The 22341-nt window shown below is 68.3% G+C and carries 16 protein-coding genes and 1 tRNA gene; 5 read left to right on the forward strand and 12 right to left on the reverse strand.

Going from position 1 to position 22341, the window contains the following annotated elements:
* The first annotated feature begins 72 nt into the window (after positions 1-72).
* The 3 genes from ACSQ3O_RS22000 (at position 73) to ACSQ3O_RS22010 (ending at position 6508) form a co-directional block, all read left to right on the forward strand.
* Positions 73-2010 (forward strand): autotransporter assembly complex protein TamA, encoded by a 1938-nt coding sequence (locus ACSQ3O_RS22000; protein WP_436140487.1) that lies wholly within the window; start codon positions 73-75, stop codon positions 2008-2010.
* Between the two features lie 14 nt (positions 2011-2024).
* On the forward strand, positions 2025-6380 hold the full coding sequence (locus ACSQ3O_RS22005; protein WP_436140488.1) for a translocation/assembly module TamB domain-containing protein: 4356 nt from the start codon (positions 2025-2027) through the stop codon (positions 6378-6380).
* 53 nt (positions 6381-6433) lie between these two features.
* A tRNA-Arg gene (locus tag ACSQ3O_RS22010) sits at positions 6434-6508 on the forward strand.
* Between the two features lie 274 nt (positions 6509-6782).
* On the opposite strand, the gene ACSQ3O_RS22015 is transcribed toward ACSQ3O_RS22010, so the two are convergent.
* On the reverse strand, positions 6783-7685 hold the full coding sequence (locus tag ACSQ3O_RS22015) for an EamA family transporter (protein ID WP_436140489.1): 903 nt from the start codon (positions 7683-7685) through the stop codon (positions 6783-6785).
* A 101-nt stretch (positions 7686-7786) separates the two neighbouring features.
* Between ACSQ3O_RS22015 and ACSQ3O_RS22020 the strand changes: the two genes are divergently transcribed.
* Positions 7787-8272, forward strand: coding sequence for an Lrp/AsnC family transcriptional regulator (locus ACSQ3O_RS22020; protein ID WP_137745892.1), 486 nt, complete (start codon positions 7787-7789; stop codon positions 8270-8272).
* Between the two features lie 58 nt (positions 8273-8330).
* Here ACSQ3O_RS22020 and ACSQ3O_RS22025 read toward each other — a convergent pair whose 3' ends face one another.
* From ACSQ3O_RS22025 to ACSQ3O_RS22035, 3 genes are all read right to left on the reverse strand, one after another.
* The gene (locus tag ACSQ3O_RS22025; protein WP_436140490.1) at positions 8331-9323 is read right to left on the reverse strand and encodes a 2-dehydropantoate 2-reductase; all 993 of its coding nucleotides are present in this window, start codon (positions 9321-9323) and stop codon (positions 8331-8333) included.
* Positions 9324-9518: 195 nt separating this feature from the next.
* Complete coding sequence (locus tag ACSQ3O_RS22030; protein ID WP_436140491.1) at positions 9519-10868, reverse strand: ATP-binding protein; 1350 nt, start codon at positions 10866-10868, stop codon at positions 9519-9521.
* Positions 10868-11527: a response regulator gene (locus ACSQ3O_RS22035; RefSeq protein ID WP_436140492.1), complete on the reverse strand. Its 660-nt coding sequence runs from the start codon at positions 11525-11527 to the stop codon at positions 10868-10870. Before ACSQ3O_RS22035 ends, ACSQ3O_RS22030 begins: the two co-directional genes overlap by 1 nt.
* 215 nt (positions 11528-11742) lie before the next feature.
* On the opposite strand from ACSQ3O_RS22035, the gene ACSQ3O_RS22040 reads away from it, so the two are divergent.
* Positions 11743-12774, forward strand: a complete 1032-nt coding sequence (locus ACSQ3O_RS22040) for an ABC transporter substrate-binding protein (RefSeq protein ID WP_436140493.1) — start codon at positions 11743-11745, stop codon at positions 12772-12774.
* A gap of 51 nt (positions 12775-12825) precedes the next feature.
* Here the strand turns inward: ACSQ3O_RS22040 and ACSQ3O_RS22045 are convergent, their stop codons facing one another.
* The 8 genes from ACSQ3O_RS22045 to ACSQ3O_RS22080 form a co-directional block, all read right to left on the reverse strand.
* Positions 12826-14358 (reverse strand): DegQ family serine endoprotease, encoded by a 1533-nt coding sequence (locus ACSQ3O_RS22045; RefSeq protein WP_436140494.1) that lies wholly within the window; start codon positions 14356-14358, stop codon positions 12826-12828.
* A 149-nt stretch (positions 14359-14507) separates the two neighbouring features.
* A complete protein-coding gene (locus tag ACSQ3O_RS22050; RefSeq protein ID WP_436140495.1) occupies positions 14508-15491 on the reverse strand; it encodes a catalase in 984 nt (327 codons plus the stop codon).
* A gap of 79 nt (positions 15492-15570) precedes the next feature.
* Positions 15571-16683, reverse strand: a complete 1113-nt coding sequence (locus ACSQ3O_RS22055; RefSeq protein ID WP_436140496.1) for an aldose epimerase family protein — start codon at positions 16681-16683, stop codon at positions 15571-15573.
* Between the two features lie 9 nt (positions 16684-16692).
* Positions 16693-17622, reverse strand: a complete 930-nt coding sequence (locus tag ACSQ3O_RS22060; protein WP_436140497.1) for a DMT family transporter — start codon at positions 17620-17622, stop codon at positions 16693-16695.
* An 83-nt stretch (positions 17623-17705) separates the two neighbouring features.
* The gene (gene garD, locus ACSQ3O_RS22065; RefSeq protein ID WP_436140498.1) at positions 17706-19283 is read right to left on the reverse strand and encodes a galactarate dehydratase; all 1578 of its coding nucleotides are present in this window, start codon (positions 19281-19283) and stop codon (positions 17706-17708) included.
* Between the two features lie 41 nt (positions 19284-19324).
* Complete coding sequence (locus ACSQ3O_RS22070; protein ID WP_436140499.1) at positions 19325-20356, reverse strand: lactonase family protein; 1032 nt, start codon at positions 20354-20356, stop codon at positions 19325-19327.
* Positions 20357-20523: 167 nt separating this feature from the next.
* Entirely contained in the window at positions 20524-21807 is a 1284-nt protein-coding gene (locus ACSQ3O_RS22075) for a TRAP transporter large permease (protein ID WP_137745882.1), read from the reverse strand.
* Between the two features lie 2 nt (positions 21808-21809).
* A complete protein-coding gene (locus ACSQ3O_RS22080) occupies positions 21810-22328 on the reverse strand; it encodes a TRAP transporter small permease (RefSeq protein ID WP_137745881.1) in 519 nt (172 codons plus the stop codon).
* Positions 22329-22341 lie beyond the last annotated feature (13 nt).

The following is a 22341-nucleotide window of genomic DNA, read 5'->3' on the forward strand; positions in this document are numbered from 1 at the left end:
TTTCAGTGCATAGTGGCGGCGGGCGGGCTTTTGTCAGCCCGCCATCGTCGTCCACCCCCTTACTTTGCTGCCGTGCCTTTTCGCGTCCTGCGCCCCTCTGCCAATTCTCCAACGCCGGCCCCGTGGCCGGCGTTGCTGCTTATCGGCGCGCTGTGCCTGCCTGGGTGCAGCCTGCTGCCGCGCGCTGAGAAAGGATATGACAGCCAGGAAGCCTCCACCGCAGCCATTGCCGAATCCGCCACACCCGCATTCGACCTGCGGGTGCGCGCACCGACCACGGTGGAGGACACCCTGGAGCGCCACCTGGAGCTGCAGCGCTTTCGCCACCTGCCCGATCTGCACGCCAACGAACTGCAGCGCCTGCTGGGCGCCACCGACGCCAACGCCCGCGAGCTGCTGGGCACGATGGGCTACTTTGCGCCCACCATCACCGTGGAGTTGACCGAAACCCCGGACAGCCCCACCGCACCCCGCGCCGTGGTCGTCACCGTGGAGCCCGGGCCACGGACCCATGTGGCCAGCGCAGACATCGTTTTCAGCCCCGACAGCACGGCTGCCACCGAAACCGACAACCGCGCCCCGGACGCCAGCCCCCGCCAACAGCAGCGCGTGCAGCGCAACTGGTCGCTGACGCCGGGCCAGCCCTTCACCCAGTCTGCCTGGAACACGGCCAAGAACGATGGCCTGCGCCAGCTGCAGGCCCGCCGCCACCCCACGGCGCGCATCGCCAACAGCCGCGCAGAGATCGATGCGGACAAGCACGAAGCCAAGCTCAGTGTGAGCTACGACCCCGGCCCCGCCTACCGCTTCGGGCCTCTGCGTGTGGAGGGCAGCCAACGCTATGACCCCGATGGCGCGCGGCGCCTGGCCCGCCTGCCCACTGGCGCGGTGTACGACGAGGCTGAAATGCTGGATGCCCAGCTGCGGCTGGCCAGCAGTGGCTACTACGACGCGGTGTTTCTCACGCTCGACACCGAGGGCACCGACCCGCAGGCCGCCCCCGTGGTGGCCCAGGTGCGCGAGGCCAAGGTGCAAAAGCTGGTGTTCGGGCCCGGCTTCTCGACCGACAGCGGCGCGCGCCTGTCGCTGGAACATATCCACAACCAGATGCCCGGCCTGGGCTGGCGTGCCGTGAGCAAACTGGCCCTGGACCGAGAGACCCAGCAAGCCAGCAGCGAATGGACCGACCTGCCCGACAACAACGGCTGGCGCTGGTTAGCTGGTGGCGAGCTGCAGCGTGAAGCAACCGGCGACTACGACGTGAACAGCAGCCGCCTGCGCATGGGCCGCAGCAAAAGCACCCGGAACATCGACCGCAACTACTTTGTGCAATACGACTACGCCAACAGCCAGGGGCTTGCCGCCAACGCGCAGTCGCCCTCCGACACCAGCACAGCCCTGAGCCTGAACTACGGCTGGACAGGTCGGTACTTCAACAGCCTCACCGCCCCCACACGGGGCCATGGCGTGGCGGTGGAGCTGGGCATGGGCACCACGCTGCGGCCCGAGCGCTACCCGTTTGTGCGCAGCAGGGTGCGCTGGCAGTCCTTTGTGCCTGCCGGGCGGGTGACGGACTCCTCCGGCACAGGCCGCAACGCCCGGATCGCCCTGCGGGCCGAAGCGGGTGCCGTGCTCGCCCGCGAGAGCGCACAGATCCCTGTGACACAGCTGTTCATCACCGGGGGAGACACCACGGTGCGTGGCTATGGCTATCGCAGCATCGGTGCGCGCACCGACAACGGCCAGCTCTACGGCGGCCGGTACATGGCGGCGGGCAGCGTGGAATGGCAGCGCCCCATCGTCTACAACGGCGCCATGACCGACTGGGAGAGCACGCTGTTCGTCGATGCCGGGGCCGTTGCCGACAAGGTGGGCGACCTCAGCCCCCGTGTGGGCGTGGGCGCCGGGGTGCGCTGGCGCAGCCCCGTGGGGCCGCTGCAGGCCGACCTGGCCTACGGCATCAAGACCCAGGAACTGCGGCTGCACCTGCGGCTGGGGTTCAGCTTCTGAGGCCCGCAACCTCCATGCCACCCAGCCCCACCCCGCCGCGCGCACGCGCCTCCGATTTCAGCGCGGGGGCCTCCTCGCCCACCCAGGCCTCGGCACCACGCCAGGCACACCGGGTGCTGCGCACGCTCGGAGGGTGGCTGGTGGCCATGGCCGCGCTGTTGATCGTCGCCATGGCGGCACTGTGGTGGTGGGCGGGCAGCAGCACTTCGTTGGCATGGGCCATCACGCGTGCGGCGCAGTACCTGCCCGCAGACCAGCAACTGGAAAGCCGCGAGGTCACCGGGACACTGCGCAGCGGCGGGCGCATTGGCTGGCTGCGCTGGAACAGCCCCAGCCTGTCGGTCGAAGTGACCGACCTGCGCCTGGGCTGGCAGCTGGTGCCCTTGCTCCAACGCCGCCTGGCGCTGGGCGAAATGCATGCCGCGCGTGTGCAGATCACGCCGCTGGGGGGGCCACCCCGCACGGAGCCACCTGCGCCACCAACCCAGCTGGTGCTGCCCCTCCAGATCAGTCTGCCGTTTGGCGTGGACCAACTGCAATGGGCGGGCGCCCCGGCCGTTGAAGCGCGGGGCCTGGCCGGTGACTACCACTTTGACGGGCGTGAGCACCGCCTGAACATCGGCGGTGTAGAGCTGGCCCAGGGCCGCTACAGCGCCCGGCTGGCGCTGCAGGCCCAGCCTCCCATGGCGCTGAATGCCACGGTGGACGGCACGGTGCACACCGCTGTGCCCGGCAGCGCCACCGCACTGGAGGTGGGCGCACACGCCACACTGCAGGGCACGCTGGCCACAGCGGCGGCACAGCTGCAACTGCAGGCGCAGATCCGCCCCACAGCCACACAAGTGCAACCAGCCACCCCGGCCGCACCGCCACCCGCACGCGCCACAGAACCCATGCAGGCCGAGGTACAGGCCACGCTAGCGCCCTGGTCCGCGCAGCCCCTGCAGTCGGCCCAGGCCACGCTGCGCGCCGTCAACCTCGCGGCCCTGTGGCCCCAGGCACCGGCCACCCAGCTGGATGGCACCGTGCAGGCCGGGCCCAGCATGAGCACCGCCACCGGCGACACCGGCTGGGCCATGCAGGCGCAGCTGCGCAACGCACTGGCGGGCCCGTGGGACCAGGCCCGACTGCCCGTCACCGCCATGCTGGCCGATGCGAAGTACGACGGCACCCGCTGGACGGTGCCCGGCGCCACGGTGACCGCAGGCACAGGCACCGTCACCCTGCAGGGCCACTACACGCCCGCCACAGGCGCACTGGAAGGCCAGGCCGTGCTGCGCAACCTGCGCCCCGACGCCCTGCACACCGCCTGGGCCGCCGCCCCGCTGGCAGGCCGGGTGGATGCACAGATGCAGGGCGAGGCCGTGCGTTTCTCGGCAGACATCCGCACCACCGGCCCCGCTGCTGCCACCCCCGGCACAACGCCGCCCAAGCGCGCCCCGCTGCTGCGCATCAACACGCTCACAGCCCAAGGCAGCTGGCAACCCGCATCGGCCGCACAGCCTGGCGGCCGCTTGCAACTGGAGCGCCTGCTGCTGGACGCTTTGCAAGCCCGCATTGAAGCCACCCAGTTGCGTGTGGCCCCTGGCGATCTGTCGGGCCAAGGTCTGCTCACGCTGGCGGTGCCGGGCGCCACTGCGCGCACGCAGGGCAGCATCGCGCCACAGACCGGCGCAGGCGACCTGCAGGTGCAATGGAGCGATGTGGGCCAGACCCAGCGCTGGCTGGCCAGCCTGCCGCTGGTGGGCGCCCCCCTGCAACAGGCCCTGCAAGGCGCGACGGCCCAGGGCGCCGCGCAGCTGAGCGCCCGCTGGAAAGGGGGCTGGAACACGCTGGCCCGGCAACTGGACTCCGCCGCCAGCGCCCCTACAAACCCCAACCCAAACACCGACACCCGCCGCGCAGGCAGCACACCGCCGCCGGGCCAAGCCCCCTTCGAGCTGCAAGCCACCCTCTCCACCCCCCAGCTGGACCTGTCCCTGCCCCCCGGCCAAGGCGTGGCAGGTGGCGCCACCGCCGTGCAGCTGCGCGCCCTCAAGGCCGACCTCTCTGGCACCCTGGCGCAGGCCGCGCTGGCACTGGAGGGCGAAGCCCGCCTGAATGCATCCCAGCCCCGGCAAATGCAGCGGCTGGCTGTGCACACCCGGGCCACCGGCGGGCTGATCCCGCCCACGCAAGGCACGCCAGGCGCACCCGGCGCACAGGTGCAGATCAGCGAGCTGCGGCTGGTAGCGCAAGACGCCACACGCCCCGGTCCCTGGGCGCTGCAGCTGGCCGAACCGCTGTCGCTGACCGCCCGCACCACCCGCAGCACGGGCTCGGCTGCTGCGGGCTACACCGTGCAATCCTCGGCGGGCCAGGCCCGCATCACCGGCCCCTTGCCCGGCACTGCGGTACTGCGCTGGCAACCCGTGCGTGCAGCCACCGGTGCAGCCCCGCTGCAGCTGCAGACCCAGGGCACGTTGCAGGGCCTGCCCATGGCCTGGGTCGATGCCCTGGGCCTCGGCGACACCCCGGCCGCTGCAGGCCGCCCTGCCCAGCCGCTGCTTGCCCGCATGGGGCTGGCCACCAGCATCCTGCTCGACGGGCAATGGGATGTGGACACCACCCAGGGCCCGCTGCGCGCGCGCGCCAGCCTGCGCCGCGCCAGTGGCGACCTGCGCATCCTGGCAGGCGACGCCACCGCCATCACCGCCGTGCAAAGCAGCGGCCAGGGCACAGGTGCGGGCGCCACCACGGCGATTGCCACCGAGGCATCCGGCGCAGCACCGGGCCCAGGGCCAGGCACTGCCGCAGGCGTGCGCCAGGCAGAGGCCTCTATCGACATCGAAGGCGAAGCCCTGCGCGCCCAGCTCGCCTGGGCCAGCGACCGGGCGGGCGAAGTGCAGGCCAGCGTCAGCACCCGCCTTGCACCTGCCGCCCCGCCGGGATCGGCCCCCACCTGGGCCGCCGACGCACCGCTGGCCGGCACCCTGCGCGCGCGTCTGCCCGACGTGGGCGTGTGGTCGGCCCTGGCACCGCCCGGCTGGCGCGTGCGCGGCACGCTGGACGCCAGCGCCACCCTGTCGGGCACGCGCAATGCGCCGCGCTGGGCGGGCACGCTGGGCGCCGACGACATGGCCGTGCGCTCGGTGGTCGATGGGGTGGACCTGCAAGGCGGACGCCTGCGCGCTACGCTGCAGGGCAACCAGCTCACTATCACCGAGTTCCGCCTGCAAGGCGGGCGTGGCAGCGGCGCACGCATCGCAGGCTTCAGCGGCAACCGCACCGCCGCACCGCAGGACGGCGGCACGCTCATCGCCACAGGGCGCGTGGCCTGGGGGGACAGCGCCACCGCCACATCCAACGGCATGTCCGGCATCACCATGGCCCTGCAGGCCGAGGCCAAGGCCCTGCAGGTGCTGGTGCGCGCCGACCGGCAGGTCAGCGTGTCGGGCCAACTGCAGGCGCAACTGCAGCAGGGCCAGATCAGCCTGCGCGGCCAGCTCACCACCGACCGCGCCACCATCATCCTGCCCGACGAAACCGCGCCCAGCCTGGGTTCGGATGTGGTCGTGCGCTCGGCAGCGAAGGACCGCGAAGACCAGGCCAGGGCCCTGGCCGCAGCCCGCGCCAGCCAGGTCGCCGCGCAGGCCGAAACCGCCAAGCCACCCGACATCGCCATCACCCTCAACCTGGGGCGCGACTTTGCGCTCAGCGGCCACGGCATCACCACGCGGCTCACGGGCGAAGTGGACATCCGCAGCAGTGCCGTGCCCGGCGCCCCACCGCGTGTGACGGGCGAGGTGCGCACTGAAGAAGGCCGCTACCGCGCCTGGGGCCAGATGCTGGACGTGGAAACCGGCCTCATCCGCTTCAACGGCCCCTACAACAACCCCTCGCTCGACATCCTCGCGCTGCGCCCCAACATCAGCGTGCGGGCGGGCGTCCAGGTCACGGGCAGCGCGCAGGCGCCTCGCGTCAAGCTCTACTCCGACCCCGACCTGCCCGACGCCGAAAAACTCTCGTGGGTGGTGCTGGGCCGCAACGCCACCGCTGGCGGCGCCGAAGCCGCCGTGCTGCAGCAAGCCGCCCTGGCGCTGCTGGGCCGCAAGGGAGGCAACAACACCGGCGCTGGCAACATCGCCAGCCGCGTGGGGCTGGACGAAATCGGCTTTCGCAGCGCCACCCCGGGCGACGACGCCAGCACCGCCGCCCTCACTTTCGGCAAGCGCCTGTCCAAGGATTTGTACGTGACCTACGAGCGCAGCCTGTCTGGCACGCTGGGCACGCTCTACATCTTCTACGACCTCTCGCGCCGCCTCACGCTGCGCGGACAGACCGGCGAGAAAAGCGCAGTGGACATCATCTACACGGTGAAGTACGACTAGCGCTTGGCGGGGAAAGAGGCCCGCTCACGCCACTACAATGCGCGGCGGCCGCTCTCCTCGTAGTTCAATGGATAGAACGAGTGCCTCCTAAGCGCTAGATACAGGTTCGATTCCTGTCGAGGGGACCAAAGTCTTGATAAAAATGGGCTCTACCGCGCGACCAGCAATTACTTTTTGCTATTAATTTCGCAGCAAAAAGATTTATCGCTCCCGGCGATGTCTCGCAGCCGAGACCGATCCACATCGGCAAGCACACGCAGAACGCCCCTTCCTGCTGCTGGCGCGCGCCGCAGAAATGCGGTTGGGCTTCTCCGCCAAGATGCGCCACAAGGTGGAACAACCGAAGGGACGCTCATCCCCCTGAGCAACGATCCAGACCGCCACACAACCAGCGACCGGCTCTCAGGCCGGCTGCGGTGCCGCCCCCTGCGCTGGGGCCCCACGCGCCGTGAGCGCGCTGCCCATCGAGGCGGCCATGATGCAGCCAATGGCCAGCCATTGCACCGCGCTCAGGTGCTCGCTCAGCAGCACCATGGCCACCAGTGCGGCCACGGCGGGCTCCATGCTGATCATGATGCCGAAGGCCTCCTTGGGCAGTCGCTTCAGGGCCATCATCTCCAGCGAGATCGGCACTGCGCTGGACACTGCCGCCACCGCCACACCGATCAGCAACAGGCTGGGTGACAGCAGCGCTGCCCCCGCGTGCGCCACGCCCACCGGCACCACCACCAACGCGGCGACCAACAGGCCCAGCGACACCGAGTGCCCCGCATGCAAATGCCCAGCGCGCTTGCCGAACACGATGTACAGCGCCCAGAACACGGCCGCGCCCAGCGCGTAGGCCACGCCCACCGGGTCCAGCATGCTGCCGTTCAGCCCGAGTGGCAGCAGCAGCCCCAGCCCGGCAATGGCCAGCAGCACCCACACAAAATCCACCGGGCGGCGCGACGACCAGATGGCCACGGCCAGCGGGCCTGCGAATTCGATGGCCACGGCCAGGCCAAACGGCAAGGTGCGCAGCGACAGGTAGAACATCAGGTTCATGCCGCCCAGGGCCGCGCCGTACAGCACCACCGACTTGGCATCGGCGCGCGACAGATGCCAGCGCCAGGGCCGCCACAGCAACAGCACCAGCAGCGCCGAGAACCCCACGCGCAGCGCCGTGGTGCCTTGCGCGCCCACGGCCGGGAACAGCCAGTGTTTGGCCCACGAGGTGCCGATGCCCAGCGCCGTGACGGAGCCCAGCACAGCCAGAAAAGGAAGAAAACGCTGAACCCAGGGAGAGGTATAAGAAAAATCACGCATGCGCAAAAATATAGTGCGCCTGCGCCGTAGTTTTGGCTCTGATTTCACAGGCCAAACGCAACTTTCACTCGCACCTCCCGCATCCGACCACGAGGTTCTTCATGGCCGCTCCCACGACACTCGACCGCTTCGACCTCGCCATCCTGGACATCCTGCAGACCGACAACACCACGCCCCAGCGGGTGATTGCCCAGGCCGTGAACCTCTCGGCCCCGGCCGTGCAGCGGCGCATCCAGCGGCTGCAGAGCACCGGCGTGATCCGTGCCAACGTGGCCGTGCTGGACCCGGAGAAGGTGGGCAAGCCCCTGACCATCATCGTGGAGGTGCACCTGGAAAACGAGCGCCCCGACCGCACCGCCCCGCTGCGCGCGCGCATCGCCGCCGAAGAGGCCGTGCAGCAGTGCTACAGCGTGACGGGCGAGGCGGACTATCTGCTGGTGGTGACGGTGGCGTCGATGGCCGACTACGAGGCGCTGACGCGGCGCCTGTTTGAAGGCGACGACAACGTGCGGCGGTTTCGGACCTCGGTGGCGCTGGGGTGTTTGAAGGCGGGGCTGCGGGTGCCGCTGGACACGCTGCAGCCCTGACAGGCCGGGGCAGCGCTGCGCCGCCCCACCCGGCACCGCACCCCGCTGGTGCCTGCCGCTACACCCCCAACACCTGGCGCATCTCTGTGCCGGTCAACCTCTGCCTCGGCCCGCCCAGCAACTCGCACATGCGCGCACTCAGCGGCGCTGCCATGCCCTGCTGCGCCGCCAGCCGCACCACGGCCCCGCACAGCGCGTCGATCTCCGTCACCCGCCCGGCCTCCAGGTCATCCCACATGGACGAGCGGGCGGTCGCGTCGATCTGCAGCATGCGTTTGGCCAGACGCGTGAACAACCAGTTGGGCAGCCGCAGCACATGGGGCAGGAAGGTGGGTGATACGGCCGTGACCTGGGCGGGCTGGATGCCCGCGCGGGCCATCACGCCCAGCGCCTCGGTCTGCAGCGCGGCAAAGACGCGGCGGCAGTCGCGGTCCAGCAGCTCTTGCCGCAGGGGCAGATCGGACAGTGCGTTGACCGGGTTGTTGAGGTTGAGCAGCAGCTTGCCCCACTGCACGGCACGGATGTCCGGCGGCAGCACGGTGGCCAGGCCTGCGGCGGCGAACACCAGTGCGATGCGCTCGGTGGCTGCATCGCGCTGCAGCTGTAGGTGGCCTGCGGTGGCGCGGTGCACATGCGCGCCACGCAGCACCACGTTGTACGGCACCATGCCTGCCAGCACCTGCAGGCCCGGTGCCAGCGCCTGCACACGGGCCACGTTGTCCACGCCGTTTTGCAGCGAGACCGCAGGTGTGCCGGGCGCACAGGCCGCCGCCAGCTCGCGGGCGGCGGATTCGGTGGCGCCGCTTTTGACGCACAGCAGGACGATGCTGTCCGCGCCCGGAGCGGCTTCGGCCAAGGTGGCGGCCAGCCGCAGCGCCGTGGCGGGCACGGTGCGGTCAAAGCCGTCCAGGTCGCTCACGCGCAAGCCTTGCGCGGCAATGGGCTGCAGTGCGTAGGCGCGGCCCACTAACGTGACGGCCTGGCCATGCGCCGCCAGGCGGCCGCCCACATAACAACCGATGGCGCCTGCGCCGAGAACGATGAAGTGCATGGCAACGAAATCCTTGGAGAGTGGGCCCGGTGCCCACTGGCATTGTGCAGACCGGGCGGCCTGCGGTCTGGCGCGCAGGCGACGCTGGGCCCATCCATGCCTTTTCACACTGAAACTTATGGCTTTTTTGGCCTTCTCCGCGCGACCATCAAGCCCTAATAGCTATCAAATATATAGCAATTCAACACCATTCCATCAGCCAAACCGCAGTGTCACCCGCAGCCCGCCCAGGCGCATGGAGCGGTCCAGCGCCACGGCCGCCCCGTGCCGCTGCGCAATGGCCAACACGATGGCCAGGCCCAGGCCGCTGCCGGGAGCGCCGTCAGCGGTGTCACGCACAAAACGCTGCATCACGCGCTCGCGGTGCTCGGGGGCGATGCCCGGGCCGTTGTCTTCCACTGTGAGCACAGCGTGGCCGCTATTGGTGCCCACCTGCACATCCACCTGCCCGCCGGGCGGGGTGAACTTGATGGCGTTGTCGAGCAGGTTGCGCACCAGCATGCGCAACGCCTCGGCGCTACCACGCACGATCACAGGCGCGGTGGTGGCGTCGGAGTCGAGCAGGCCGATGTCCATGCCGCGCGCCTGTGCGGCGGGCGCCACGTCGGCCAGGGCCAGCTGGGCCATGGCGCGCAGGTCCACAGGCTCTGATGCTGTGGAGCTGGCTTCCTGCCGTGCCAGCGTCAGCAGCTGCTCGACCAGGCGCGTGGCGCGGTCGATGCCGGCCGACAGGCGTTCGATGGCCGCGGCGCGCGTGGCCTCGTCCCCCGCACGTTGCAGGCCCTGCAACTGCAGGCGCAGCGCGGCCAGGGGCGAGCGCAGCTCGTGCGCGGCGTCGGCCACAAAATGCTCCTGCGCCTCGAAAGCCTGCTGCACGCGCTCGAACAGCAGGTTGAGTTCGCTCACCAGGGGCTGCACCTCGTCGGGCAGCTGCGCATCGCTCACGGGCGAAAGGTCGTCGGCCTGCCGCTGGGCGAGCTGGCGGCGCACACGCTCCACCGGGGCCAGCGACCGGCTCACGCCCCACCACACGGCCAGCACCAGGAGCGGCGCCATCAAAGCCAGCGGCGCCAAGGTGCGCAGCGCCAGGCTGCGGGCCATGCCCTGCCGCACGGCCATGTTCTGCGCCACCTGGATGACCTGCGAACGTGTCTGCATCGAGAACACGCGGTAGGTGCCGCCGCGCGCCTGCACGTTGGTAAAGCCCAGCACCGCAATCTGCGGCAGGGCCGCGCCGACGGCCGATTCAAAAATGCGCAGCCCTTCGTTGGTCCAGACCTGCACGATGAATTCGTGGTTTTCGTCCTCCTGGTCCAGACCGGGGCCCAGGCCCTGCGCGTCCACCGGCAGGCCCGAGCGCAAGGCCAGCGCGGTCTGCTGCATGTGGTAGTCGAACAGGGCATCGGCCTCGTCCAGCGCGCTGCGGTAGGCCAGAGCGCCCTGCACCGCCCCGGCCAGCACGATGGCGGCGAGCAGAAACACCAGCAGCCGCATGCGCAAGGAGCGCGGGAGAAGGGCCTGAAAGGTGCGTGAGATTTTTTCCATCACATCTTCGGTACCAGATACCCGACACCGCGCACGTTCAGCACCAGCTCAGGCCCCAGCTTCTTGCGCAGGCCGTGGACATAGACCTCCACCGCGTTGCTGCTAACCTCGTCCCCCCAGCCGTAGAGCTTGTCCTCCAGTTGCTGGCGCGACAGCACCATGCCGGGGCGGGCAATGAGCGGCTCCAGCACGGCCCACTCCCGGCCCGACAACACCACCGGCGTGCCGCGCACCGTCACCTCGCGCGTGGCGGGGTTGATGCTCACGCCCTGGTGTTCGTACACCGGCTCGGCCCGGCCCGCTGCGCGGCGCAGCAGGGCGCGGATGCGGGCCAGCAGCTCGTCCAGGTCGTAGGGCTTGAGGACGTAGTCGTCGGCCCCGGCATCGAGCCCCTCGATGCGCTGCGCCACGGCATCGCGCGCGGTGGCCACCAGCACGGGGGTGCGGTTCTTGCGGGCCCGCAGCGCACGCAGCACGGCCAGGCCGTCGCGTTTGGGCAGGCCCAGGTCCAGCATGACCAGGTCATAGGCCTGCGTGCAAAGGGCGGCGTCGGCGGCATCGCCATCGCGCACCCAGTCCACCGCGTACTGCTCGGCGCGCAGCAGGTCCAGCACGGCTTCGCCGATCATGAAATCGTCTTCAACAAGCAGCAGGCGCATGGCAAAGGGGCAGAAAGGTCGGTCGGTCAGGAGTGCAGGAAAAGTGCTGGCTGCCAAGGATAGCGGCGGCATGGGCGCTGGCGCAGCACCGGGTTGCCAGAACGATTTGAATTTGACACATCACTGTCACAATGAAAGCGCCACGCGCACACCGCCCGCCCCAGGGGCAGGGCCATTACGACAACACACAAGGAGCAAGACCGATGGCAAATCCGATGGCATTCCCCTCTCTCCACCACGTTGCTGTGGCCGTTGCGCTGGCCGCCCTGTCTGCCACGGGCGCCCAGGCGCAGGGCGTGGTCAACGCGCTGTGCAGCACCGACGCACCCTGGTGCGAAGCGGCCGCCAAGGAGTTCACCCGCAAGACCGGCATCAAGGTGAACCAGGCCCACAAGGGCACGGGCGAGATTGCCGCGCAGCTGCGCGCCGAGGCCAACAACCCCAAGACCGACATCTGGTGGGGCGGCACGGGCGACCCCTTCTTGCAGGCCGCCGAGCAGGGTCTGCTCGCAGAATACCGCCCGGCGTATCTGCATGACCTGCACAGCTGGAGCGTGCGGCAGTACGCCATGTCGGGCCACCAGGTGGGGGGCTTTTACAGCTCGGCCATCGGCTTTGGCTACAACACCGAAACGCTCAAGAAGAAAAAGCTGCCCGAGCCCCAGTGCTGGTCTGACGTGGTCAAGCCCGCCTACAAGGGCGAGGTCGAAATCTCGCACCCCGCCTCCAGCGGCACGGCCTACACCGTGATCGCGGGGCTGGTGCAGCTGATGGGCGAAGACAAGGCGTTCGACTACCTCAAGGCCCTGCACAAGAACACCACCACCTACACCCGCAGTGGCCAGGCACAGGCGCCCAACGTGGCCAAGGGCGAGGTGGGTGTGGGCATCACCTTCATGTTCAACTTTGAAAAATGGAAGGCCGACAAGTACCCGGTGAAAACCCAGGCGCCTTGTGAAGGCACCAGCTACGAGGTGGGCGGCATTGCGCTGGTCAAGGGCGCGCGCAACATGGACAACGCCAAAAAATACTACGACTGGCTGATGAGCCCCGAAGGCCAGGCCGTGGGCGCGCAGGTGGGCAGCTACCAGGTGCCCGCCAACAAGACCTTCAAGATGGACCCGCGCATCCCGACGCTGGACAACGTGAAGCTCATCAAATACGACTTCGAGAAATACGGCAAGGCCGCCGAACGCCGCCGCCTGATCGACCGCTGGACGAAGGAAGTGGAGCCCCTGCCGCGCTGATGCGCAGCGCCCGCCGCAGGGCCCCAACCGACGGCGGGCGCAGGCCATGGATCAGCCCAGGCGCACGGGCACAAAGATCTTGTCGCCGTCGCGCTCAATCAGCAGCGCCACCGACTTGCCCGCCTTGGCCATGGCGGCACGCACCTGCGTGATGTCCTTGATGGGCGCACCGTTGATGGCCAGCAGCACATCGCCCGGCTGCACACCGGCCGCAGCGGCGGGGCCGCGTGCCTGCTCGATGACCAGGCCTTCGTTCACGCCTGCCTTGGCGCCCATTTCGCGCCGCTCCTGCGGGTCCAGCGGGCGCAATGACAAGCCCAGTTGGCCCTTGCCCACGGCGTCGTCGCTGCGCGCTTGCTTGATCGCCTTGTCGCTGGCGTCACCCAGGGTGGCGGTCAGCTCCAGCGGCTTGCCCTGGCGCCACACCGACAGCTTGGCCTGTTGGCCTGGCTGTGCCTGCCCCACCCAGGCGGGCAGGTCGCCCGAGGCCACGATGGGCTGGCCGTCAATCTGGCGAATCACGTCACCAGGCAACAGGCCCGCCTTCTCGGCCGGGCTGCCCTTGCTGACGCTGGCCACCAGCGCGCCTTCGGGCTTGTCGAGGTTGAACGACTCGGCAAACGCCTGGTTCACTTCCTGCACCGCCACGCCTAGCTGTGCGTGGCGCACCTTGCCGGTGGCCACGATCTGGTCCTTGATCTTTGCGGCCAGCTCGATGGGAATGGAGAACGACACGCCCTGGTAGCCGCCCGAGCGGCTGTAGATCTGCGAGTTGATGCCTACCACCTCGCCGCGCGCATTGAACAGCGGCCCGCCCGAGTTGCCGGGGTTCACTGCCACGTCGGTCTGGATGAAGGGCACCAGGCTGTCGTCGGGCAGCGACCGGCCCTTGGCACTGACCACACCGGCCGTCACGCTGTTTTCAAAGCCAAAGGGCGAGCCAATGGCCAGCACCCATTCGCCCACCTGCAGGTCGCGGGTGCTGCCCAGGCGCACGGCGGGCAGGTTCTTGGCGTCGATCTTGAGCACGGCCACGTCGGTCTTGGGGTCGGAGCCCAGCACCTTGGCGCGGAACTCGCGGCGGTCGGTGAGCTTGACGATGACTTCGCTGGCGCCCTTGACCACATGGGCGTTGGTCAGCACCAGGCCATCAGGGCTGACGATGAAACCCGATCCCAAACCGTGGGTCGGGACATTGGGCCGGGCCTGCGGCCCGGCGCCTGGAAAGCCGAACTGGCGGAAGAACTCGTAAAACGGATCGTTCGGGTCCATCTGCGGGCTGCGGCCCTGGCGCGCGGCGGGCTGGCCTTCGTCTTCACCGTCGTCATCGGCCATCGCGGTCTTGGTGCTGCCCGTCACGCTGATGTTGACCACCGCAGGGCCGTTTTGCGCGGTGATCTGCGCAAAGCTGGGCAAGGCCCCGCCAGGGGCGACCGGCGCCTGGGCCACGATGGCGGGAGGCGGAGTCAGGGCGCGGGCCTGGTGCCCGGTGATGAGGCCTGCGCCCGTGGCACCCACCGCACCGGCGGCCACCAGGGCCAGGATGAGGCGGCGGGGGGTGGAGGTCAGCGTTGTCGTATTCATGGTGTGGTGCCTTTCCTATCGGGGTTGCGATGAAAGGCAGTGTGGGCACCAACACTTAGACGAAACTTAGAACCTGTTCAAAGTCCTTTTTGCTTTTCTGAGTACCGTGGTGCTTCCTCACGAAACACCCGGTCGCAGCACCCCGCAGGTCACGCGGCGCCACGGCCTTTCTGGCTCTCGAAATACACCACCTTGCGGGCCCGCATCACATCCCCCAGGGGCCGGTGTGCAGCCAGCGCCTGCCAGGGGTCGAACACAGCGGCCTCCACCTCGGCGGCCAGGGCTGCATCGGTTGCAGGATCCTGCCGTGGCAGGGTGAGCCGGGCCACGGTGGTGTACGGCGTGGGCCAATCCACACTCGCGTCCTCGATGGGGGTGGTGGCTTCGTCCACAAACGGCTGCAGCTGCAGATCCCACTGCAGGTCTTGCTGGCGCAGGCGGCCGGAGAATTCGGCACCCCAGTCCTGCTGCACCTGTCTGACGGGCGCCCCGTTGGACGCATGGGGCACCAGCCGCACACGCACGGCATAGGGCCCGCAGGCCATGGGCGCAGCGCTGAACATGGCATGCGATGCAAAGCCACCAAAGGGCCGCCCGAAGGTCTTGACCGTCTTGGCGATCTGCCGAGCCGCCCCCAGCACGCCGTGGCGCTGCACCAGGAACTTGATGAGCGCGCCGCCGCCATGGGACGCAGCGACCACAAAATCCACAAACTCGGCGCTTTGGGGGAAGGCGAACTTTTCCTGGTTGATGAGCAGAAAGTCCTGGCTTTTGGCGGGCCCGTTGCCCAACGCGGAGTCACCCTGCACACCCCGCACACTGATCGCAAAGCCCCGGATGTCGGGCTTGTGGTCCGCCGCCTTGTCCATGCCGCCGTTGCTCAGCCGCACCCGCACGTCGTACTGTGCCGGTCGCGCGAACAAGCCCTGGGCCGCAAACGCGGGCAGATCGCCCAGCACCTCAAGGCGGCCATACGCGGCCGTGAGCTGCTTGCGATGCAGGCCCCTTCCGTTGCCATATTTCTGCGACTTGCGTGCCTGCAGCTCGGCAAACTGGCGCGCGTAGCCCGCAAAGCGCTGGGCCTCATCGGGTGCCACCACTTCTTTCCACTGGGTGCTGGGGGCGTTGGACATGTGCATGAGCCACCTTGGTTAAAAGCCAGGCGGCATGGTAGCGCGGCACGGGCATCCCATGCCACCCCACTCCTGGCTTTCAACCGCTGACGAAGCGGTACACGATGGCGCCCCGCACCACCTCGCCCGGCTGCCACCAGCGCACCGGAAAGCCCGCGTGGTTGGGCGCGTCCGGGTACTCCATGGGCTCCAGGCAGATACCGTCGCCCGGCTGCCACAGCCAGCCGCCCTGCCCCAGTCCGCGCCCCAAGTCCCGGGCGGGGTCGGCCTTGAGGCCGTGGCCTGCATACACCTGCACGCCGGGGGCGGTGCTCCAGACCTCCATCGCGCGGCGGCTCACAGGCTCGCTCAACAGCGCGGCCAGGCGCAGGCCGGGTGGGGTGATGGCAGCCAACGGAGGTGCGAGGCGTGCACCCGGTTCGTCCAGCACCAAATAGTGATCGAGCCCGCCCGCCATGCTCAGCTGTTCGTGGGGTGTCGCGATGGCATCCCCCACACGGCGGGCCTGGCGGAAGTCGAACGGCGTGCCCTGCACTCCCGCCAGCGCGCCCGTGGGGCACACATCGGCGGCCAATGGCACATAGCTGCTGGCGGGCACCTGCAGGGTGTGGCCGTGGGTGCTGCCCTGGCCTGCCAGGTTAAAGAATGCATGCCCCGTGAGGTTGAGCAGCGTGGGCGCATCCTGCACCTCGGCCGTCCAGGCCATGTGCAGCGCGTTGTCGGCCGTCACCTGCAGGTGGAGCTGTACGCGCACCGTGCCCGGTACCCCGTCGTCTTCGGTGCGGAAGGTGTGGCTCAGGGTCAGGGCATCGGCCTGTACCTGCTCCACCGCAAACACCTGAAAGCGGCTGCCGCGCGGGCCCCCATGGTGGTGGTGTGGCCCGCTGTTGGTGGGCAGTTGCCGGTGCGATCCATCCGGCAGGGTCAGCGTGCCGGCACGCAGCCGCCCCGCCCAGCGGCCAATGAGTGCGCCCATGGACAGCTGGCCGTCCAGATAGCCTTGCAGGCTGTCGTAGCCCAGCGCCACATCAGCCAGACCGCACTGCCCGTCGGGCACCGCCACCTGCACCAGGCGGGCGCCATAGTTGCTCACCGCCACCTGCAGGCCGCCGGGGCTGCGCAGGGTGAACAGGTCGGTGCGCTGGCCGTGCAGGTCGCGCTGAAATGCGTCGCGGGAGAGTGTGTAAGCCATGGGCCGAGTCTATTTGGTGGCGCTGGCCATATCGCGCGTGACGAGCCAGATGCCCACACACACCAGCACCAGGGCCAGCAGGTTTTTCCACTCCCACAGCGCCTCGCCCAAAAACAGCGCCGACAGTGCCGCGCCGAAGATCGGCACGGTGAAGTTGAACACCGTGACCTGGCTCACGCGGTTGTGCTTGAGCAGGATGCTCCACAGCGAAAACGCGGCCGACGACAGCAGTGCCAGGTACACCAGCAGCACGGTCGAGCCCAGCGTGAAGCCTGTGAGCGAGCCCCCCAGCGCCCAGCCGATGGCCAGCAGCGCCACGCCGCCCAGTCCCAGCTGCCAGCCCGTCATCACCACCGAGTCCATGCGCTGTGACACCTGCTTGCCGTAGATGCTGGCGGCGGCCAGCACCAACGCAGCGATGACAACGAAGCCCTCGCCCAGCAGCGTGAAGTCCAGGTCCAGCGCGCCGCGCCCCAGGTTCACCACCATCACGCCCGCAAAACCCACCACGCAGCCCCAGAGCTTGGCGTGGCTCAGGCGGTCGTTGTGATAGACCCAGTGCGCCAGCAGCACGCTGAAAAACGTACCCGTGGCGTTCATGATCGAGCCCTTGACGCCCGTGGTGTGCGCAAGGCCCACGTAGAAGAACACGTACTGCAGCGTGGTCTGTGCCAAGCCCAGCACCACCAGCTGGCGCCCCGCCCCGGGCCCCAGGCCCCAGAGGGCCTTGCGCATGGCCACGGCCCAGGCCAGCAGGATCAGCCCGGCCCCCAGAAACCGCCAGCCTGCGAATACGAGCTGCGTGGGGATGTCATTGCGTGAGATGCCGAACCAGGCGTACCCGGTCTTGATGGCGGGGTACGAGCTGCCCCAGAGCAGGCAGCACAGCAGCGCCAGCGCTACCACGAGCTTGCGGTCAGAAAAACGAGAAGATCCCATGCGAAGCGGTCTTTCAAGGACAACAGCCCTTGCAGGCAAGGGCTGTTGGAGGGGAAACACAAGGGGCTATGGCCCCGCAAATTTCAGGTCACCGGCGCCGGGTTGAACAGCACCAGCGCGTTGTGCAGTTGCCACTGCTCCGCCCAGGTCTTCTTGCGGCCGCTGGCCACGTCGAGCAGCAGGTGGAACATCTCCCAGCCCAGGTCCTCGATGGTGGCTTCGCCATCAGCGATCTTGCCGGCGTTGATGTCCATCAGGTCGTGCCAGCGGCGCGCCAAGTCGCTGCGCGTGGCCACCTTGACCACAGGGCATTCGGCCAGGCCGTAGGGTGTGCCCCGGCCGGTGGTGAACACGTGCAGGTTCATGCCTGCGGCCAGTTGCAGCGTGCCGCAGATGAAGTCGCTGGCGGGCGTGGCGGCATACACCAGGCCACGCTGGTCGCGGCGCAGCTTCTCGCCCGGGGCCAGCACATGGGAGATGGGCGCAGTGCCGCTCTTGATGATGGAGCCCATGGCCTTTTCGGCAATGTTCGACAGCCCGCCCGCCTTGTTGCCCGGCGTGGTGTTGGCGGCGCGGTCCACGCGGCCGCGGTCCAGGTAGCGGTCGTACCAGCCCAGCTCGCGCACGATAGCGTCAGCCACTTCGGGCGTGGCGGCCCGGCTGGTGAGCTGCTCCACGGCGTCGCGCACCTCGGTGTTCTCACTGAACATCACGGTGGCGCCCGCGCGCACCAGCAGGTCGGCGCAAAAGCCCACGGCCGGGTTGGCGGTGACGCCCGAGAACGCGTCGCTGCCTCCGCACTGCACGCCCAGCACCAGCTCGCTGGCAGGGATGGTTTCGCGGCGGCGGGCGTTGAGGCGTTCCAGGTGGGGCCTCGCGCTTTGCAATATGTCGTCCAGCATCGACATGAAGCCCACGTGGTGGTCGGCCTGCAGGCACACGGTCTCGGGGCCCAGCGCGGCATCGCGCTCGTCGGTGATGGGGAAGCTGCCCGGGGGCAGCAGGCGGTCGGGCTGCAGCTTTTCGCAGCCCAGGCTCACCACCATGACCTCGCCGCCGAAGTTAGGGTTCAGGCTGATGTGTTTGAGCGTGCGGATGGGAATGACCGCGTCGGGCGCGTCGATGGCCACGCCGCAGCCGTAGGTGTGTTCCAGGCCGATCACATCATCGACATTCGGGTACTGCGGCAGCAGCTCGGTCTTGATGCGCTGCACGGCCTGCGCCACCACGCCGGCCACGCACTGCACCGTGGTGGTGATCGCCAGGATGTTGCGCGTGCCCACCGAGCCGTCGGCGTTGCGGTAGCCCTCGAAGGTGTAGCCCGTCAATGGTTCCAGCGCGGGGGGCTTGACCGTGGCCATGGGCAAGCCCTCCAGCGCGCGCGCGGAGGGCATCTGCAGCAGGCGCTCGTGCACCCAGCTGCCGGCAGCGATGTCCTTGAGCGCGTAGCCGATGGGCACGTTGTAGCGGCGCACCACGGCACCCTCGGGGATGTCCGCCAGCGCCACCTTGTGGCCCTGGGGCACCTTGTCGCGCAGCACGATGCCCGCGCCGGGCACGCCGGGCGGCAGCACGGTGCCGGCGGGCAGGCCACCGTCGTTGGCGACGATGGCGACGTTGTCGTCCGGGTGCATGCTGATGGTGAGGGCGGGTCGTTTCATCGGTGGCGCGGTCTCGTCAATTTATGCAATCTCATTAGGTATCAGGCATCAGGCTGCATGGGCAGCACGGTAATCCAGTTCGGGTTGAGCCCCACATCGTGCTCGGCCATCTGGGTCAGGGCACCGCTGCCAGGCGCGATCAAGTGCACACCCACACGGTGGCTGATCTGGCCTGCGGCAATCAGGTGGCGCCCGTCCGGAGTGATGGCAAAGCCCCGGGGCTGCAGTTGCGTGGACCAATGGCCCATGGGGGCCAGCAGGCCCGTGGCCGCATCGACGGCAAACCCGGCCAGGGTGTGGCTGTTGCGTTCGCTGGTGTAAAGCCAGCGGCCATCCGGGCTCAGATGTAGGTCTGCGCCCCATGCGGGGCCTGCAAAGCCCGGTGGCAATGTCGGCAGGCTTTGCAGCAGCTGCAGGCCGCCGCTGGCTTCGTCCCAGGCCAGCACATGCACGCAGGCATCCAGCTCACCCAGCAGGTAGATGCGGTCGCCCTGCGCATTGAACCGCAGGTGCCGGGGGCCTGTGCCCGTCGGCAAGGCGAACACGGCAGGGTCGGTGGGCTGCAGCGCGCCCTTGGCAGCGTCAAAACGGTAGCGATGCAACTGCCCGCCCCCCAGCGAGGCCGCCAGCACAAAGCCATTGCAGGGGCTGGCCAAGGCGCTGTGGGCATGGCGACCCATGGCGTAGGTGCGAGCATCACCCGCTGCCACGACCGCACCATCATCCGCAATAGCCTGCACTGCGACCAGGTTGGCTCCGTAGGACGCACTCAACAACCAGCGCCCCGTGCCATCGGTCGCCACATGGGCCATGCTGGCGGGCAAAGGGGCCTCGCCCACCACCTCAGCGCGGCCCGCGCGTGCATCCACCGACAGGGTGACCACGGCCAGCGGGTCGCTGCGGCGCGCCACATACAGGCGGGTGCCGTCCGGACTTAGCGCCATGGGCATAAGCTGCCCGCCCAGCGCCAGGATCTGCTCGGTGCGCAACTGCCCCGTGCCAGAGTCCAGGTGAAGTACATGCAGTTCGCCACTGTCAGCGCAGGAGACAAATACCAGGGTATCGGCGGCCATCGAGCGTGTAACCATTTCAGTGCACCACGGAGCTGCCCACTACCCACGGCCGATGGGACGAGCAGGGACCAGGCCAGGGACGCAGAGCAAGGGTCGCCCTGCAGTCGGGGCGTCGTCCCCCTTGTGGAGGAAGGCGGTGAAGGCGACTCAGGGGGTACTTCATTTCTTCACAACCCCATCGCACGGGGCAGCCACAGCGAAATCGCGGGCACGTAGGTCACCATCAGCAACACCACAAACAGCGCCACAAAGAACGGCATCATGGCCTTGGTCACGATGCCCAGCGGCAGCTTGGCCACCGCCGCCCCGGTGAAGAGTACCGTACCCACGGGCGGCGTGATGAGGCCGATGCCCAGATTCACCATCATGATCATGCCGAAGTGCACCGGGTCCACACCCAGCATCTTGACCACGGGCAGCAGGATGGGGGTGAGAATCAGGATCAGTGGCGACATGTCCATCAGGCAGCCCAGCAACAGCAGCATGATGTTGATCATGGCGAGGATGACGTATTTGTTGTCAGACAGGCTGGTGAGGAAGGCCGTGACCTTCATCGGGATCATCATCATGGTCATGAGATAGCCAAAGGCTGCCGCAAACCCGATGAGGATCATCACCACCGTGACGGTCTTGACGGTGCGGTGCACCAGCTTGGGCAGGTCGCGCCACTTGTAGTCGCGGTAGACAAACATGGTCACGAAAAACGCCCACACCACCGCGATCGACGCCGACTCGTTGGCCGTGAAGACGCCCGACAGGATGCCACCCAGGATGATGACCATGGTCATCAGGCCCCACAGCGCCTCCACACAGATATTGAGCGCCTGCTTGAGCGGGATCACCTCGCCCTTGGGGTAGCCCTCACGGTGCGCGGTGAACAGGCACAGTCCCGCCAGCGTGAGCCCCATGAGCAGCCCCGGCAGCACACCGGCCATGAAAAGCGCAGCAATCGACACCGTACCCCCTGCGGCCAGCGAATACAGCACGGCGTTGTGGCTGGGCGGGATAAGAATGGCCTGCACCGAACCGCTCACGGTCACGGCTGTAGCGAAGGGGCGGGGGTAGCCTTTCTTTTCCATCTCGGGGATCAGCACCGAACCGATGGACGCGGTATCCGCCACCGACGAACCAGAGATGGCGCCAAAGAAGGTGGACGCCAGGATGTTGACCAGCGACAGCCCACCCCGGATGAAGCCTACCAGCACACCCGCAAAGGCCACCAGACGCCGCGCCATGCCGCCCTCTGCCATGATGGCGCCCGCCAGCACAAAAAATGGAATGGCCAGCAGCGAAAACTTGTTGACGCCCGAGGCCACCTGGATCATCACCGCGTCCAGCGGCAGATCGATCCACAACGCGCCCGCCAGGGCCGACAGACCCAGCGAATAGGCGATCGGCACACCGATCATCATGAGCACAAAGAAAGTGCCCAGCAGTACCAAGGTATCCATGATCAGGCGCCTTCCGTCAGTTCTTCAAAACGCACGATGCGCCGGTGGTTCTGCGGCCCGAAGACCATCTTCTCCAGCACGAACAGCAGCGTGACGGCCGCACCGATGGGCAGCGACGCATAGGTGGCGCCCACGGGCAACCAGGGCAGCTCGGCAATGCCCTGGCCCCAGGTTTCAATGCATAGGTTGGTGCCATACCAGGCCACAAAGCCGCAGATGACCAGCATGAGCAGATCCACCACCACCGCCAGCAGCCGCTGCAGGAGGGCGGGCAATTTTTCGGTGAGCATGTTGACGGCGATGTGCCCGCCCGCACGGTAGGCCGCCGCAGCGCCGATGAAGGTGAACACCATCATGAGCAGGATGGCAATGGGCTCGGGCCACTGCGAGCCCGTGCCCATCACATAGCGGCTGAACACGCCCCAGGGGATGATCAGCGACATGAAGAAGATGGCCGTGCCGGCCGCCCAGATGGTGGCCAGGTACAACCGGTCCATCCAGCGCAAAAAGGGGTGGTCCATACAAGCAGGTCTG

It is taken from the genome of Acidovorax sp. LjRoot74 (assembly GCF_964254355.1).
Lineage (GTDB): Bacteria > Pseudomonadota > Gammaproteobacteria > Burkholderiales > Burkholderiaceae_C > Acidovorax.

Coding starts and splice junctions, on each gene's coding strand:
- ACSQ3O_RS22055 (WP_436140496.1), bottom strand. CDS start 16,683: ATGGCTTACACACTCTCCCGCGACGCATTTCAGCGCGACCTGCACGGC.
- ACSQ3O_RS22030 (WP_436140491.1), bottom strand. CDS start 10,868: ATGGAAAAAATCTCACGCACCTTTCAGGCCCTTCTCCCGCGCTCCTTG.
- ACSQ3O_RS22075 (WP_137745882.1), bottom strand. CDS start 21,807: ATGGATACCTTGGTACTGCTGGGCACTTTCTTTGTGCTCATGATGATC.
- ACSQ3O_RS22015 (WP_436140489.1), bottom strand. CDS start 7,685: ATGCGTGATTTTTCTTATACCTCTCCCTGGGTTCAGCGTTTTCTTCCT.
- ACSQ3O_RS22080 (WP_137745881.1), bottom strand. CDS start 22,328: ATGGACCACCCCTTTTTGCGCTGGATGGACCGGTTGTACCTGGCCACC.
- ACSQ3O_RS22045 (WP_436140494.1), bottom strand. CDS start 14,358: ATGAATACGACAACGCTGACCTCCACCCCCCGCCGCCTCATCCTGGCC.
- ACSQ3O_RS22070 (WP_436140499.1), bottom strand. CDS start 20,356: ATGGCCGCCGATACCCTGGTATTTGTCTCCTGCGCTGACAGTGGCGAA.
- ACSQ3O_RS22020 (WP_137745892.1), top strand. CDS start 7,787: ATGGCCGCTCCCACGACACTCGACCGCTTCGACCTCGCCATCCTGGAC.
- ACSQ3O_RS22035 (WP_436140492.1), bottom strand. CDS start 11,527: ATGCGCCTGCTGCTTGTTGAAGACGATTTCATGATCGGCGAAGCCGTG.
- ACSQ3O_RS22040 (WP_436140493.1), top strand. CDS start 11,743: ATGGCATTCCCCTCTCTCCACCACGTTGCTGTGGCCGTTGCGCTGGCC.
- ACSQ3O_RS22060 (WP_436140497.1), bottom strand. CDS start 17,622: ATGGGATCTTCTCGTTTTTCTGACCGCAAGCTCGTGGTAGCGCTGGCG.
- garD (WP_436140498.1), bottom strand. CDS start 19,283: ATGAAACGACCCGCCCTCACCATCAGCATGCACCCGGACGACAACGTC.
- ACSQ3O_RS22050 (WP_436140495.1), bottom strand. CDS start 15,491: ATGTCCAACGCCCCCAGCACCCAGTGGAAAGAAGTGGTGGCACCCGAT.
- ACSQ3O_RS22005 (WP_436140488.1), top strand. CDS start 2,025: ATGCCACCCAGCCCCACCCCGCCGCGCGCACGCGCCTCCGATTTCAGC.
- ACSQ3O_RS22025 (WP_436140490.1), bottom strand. CDS start 9,323: ATGCACTTCATCGTTCTCGGCGCAGGCGCCATCGGTTGTTATGTGGGC.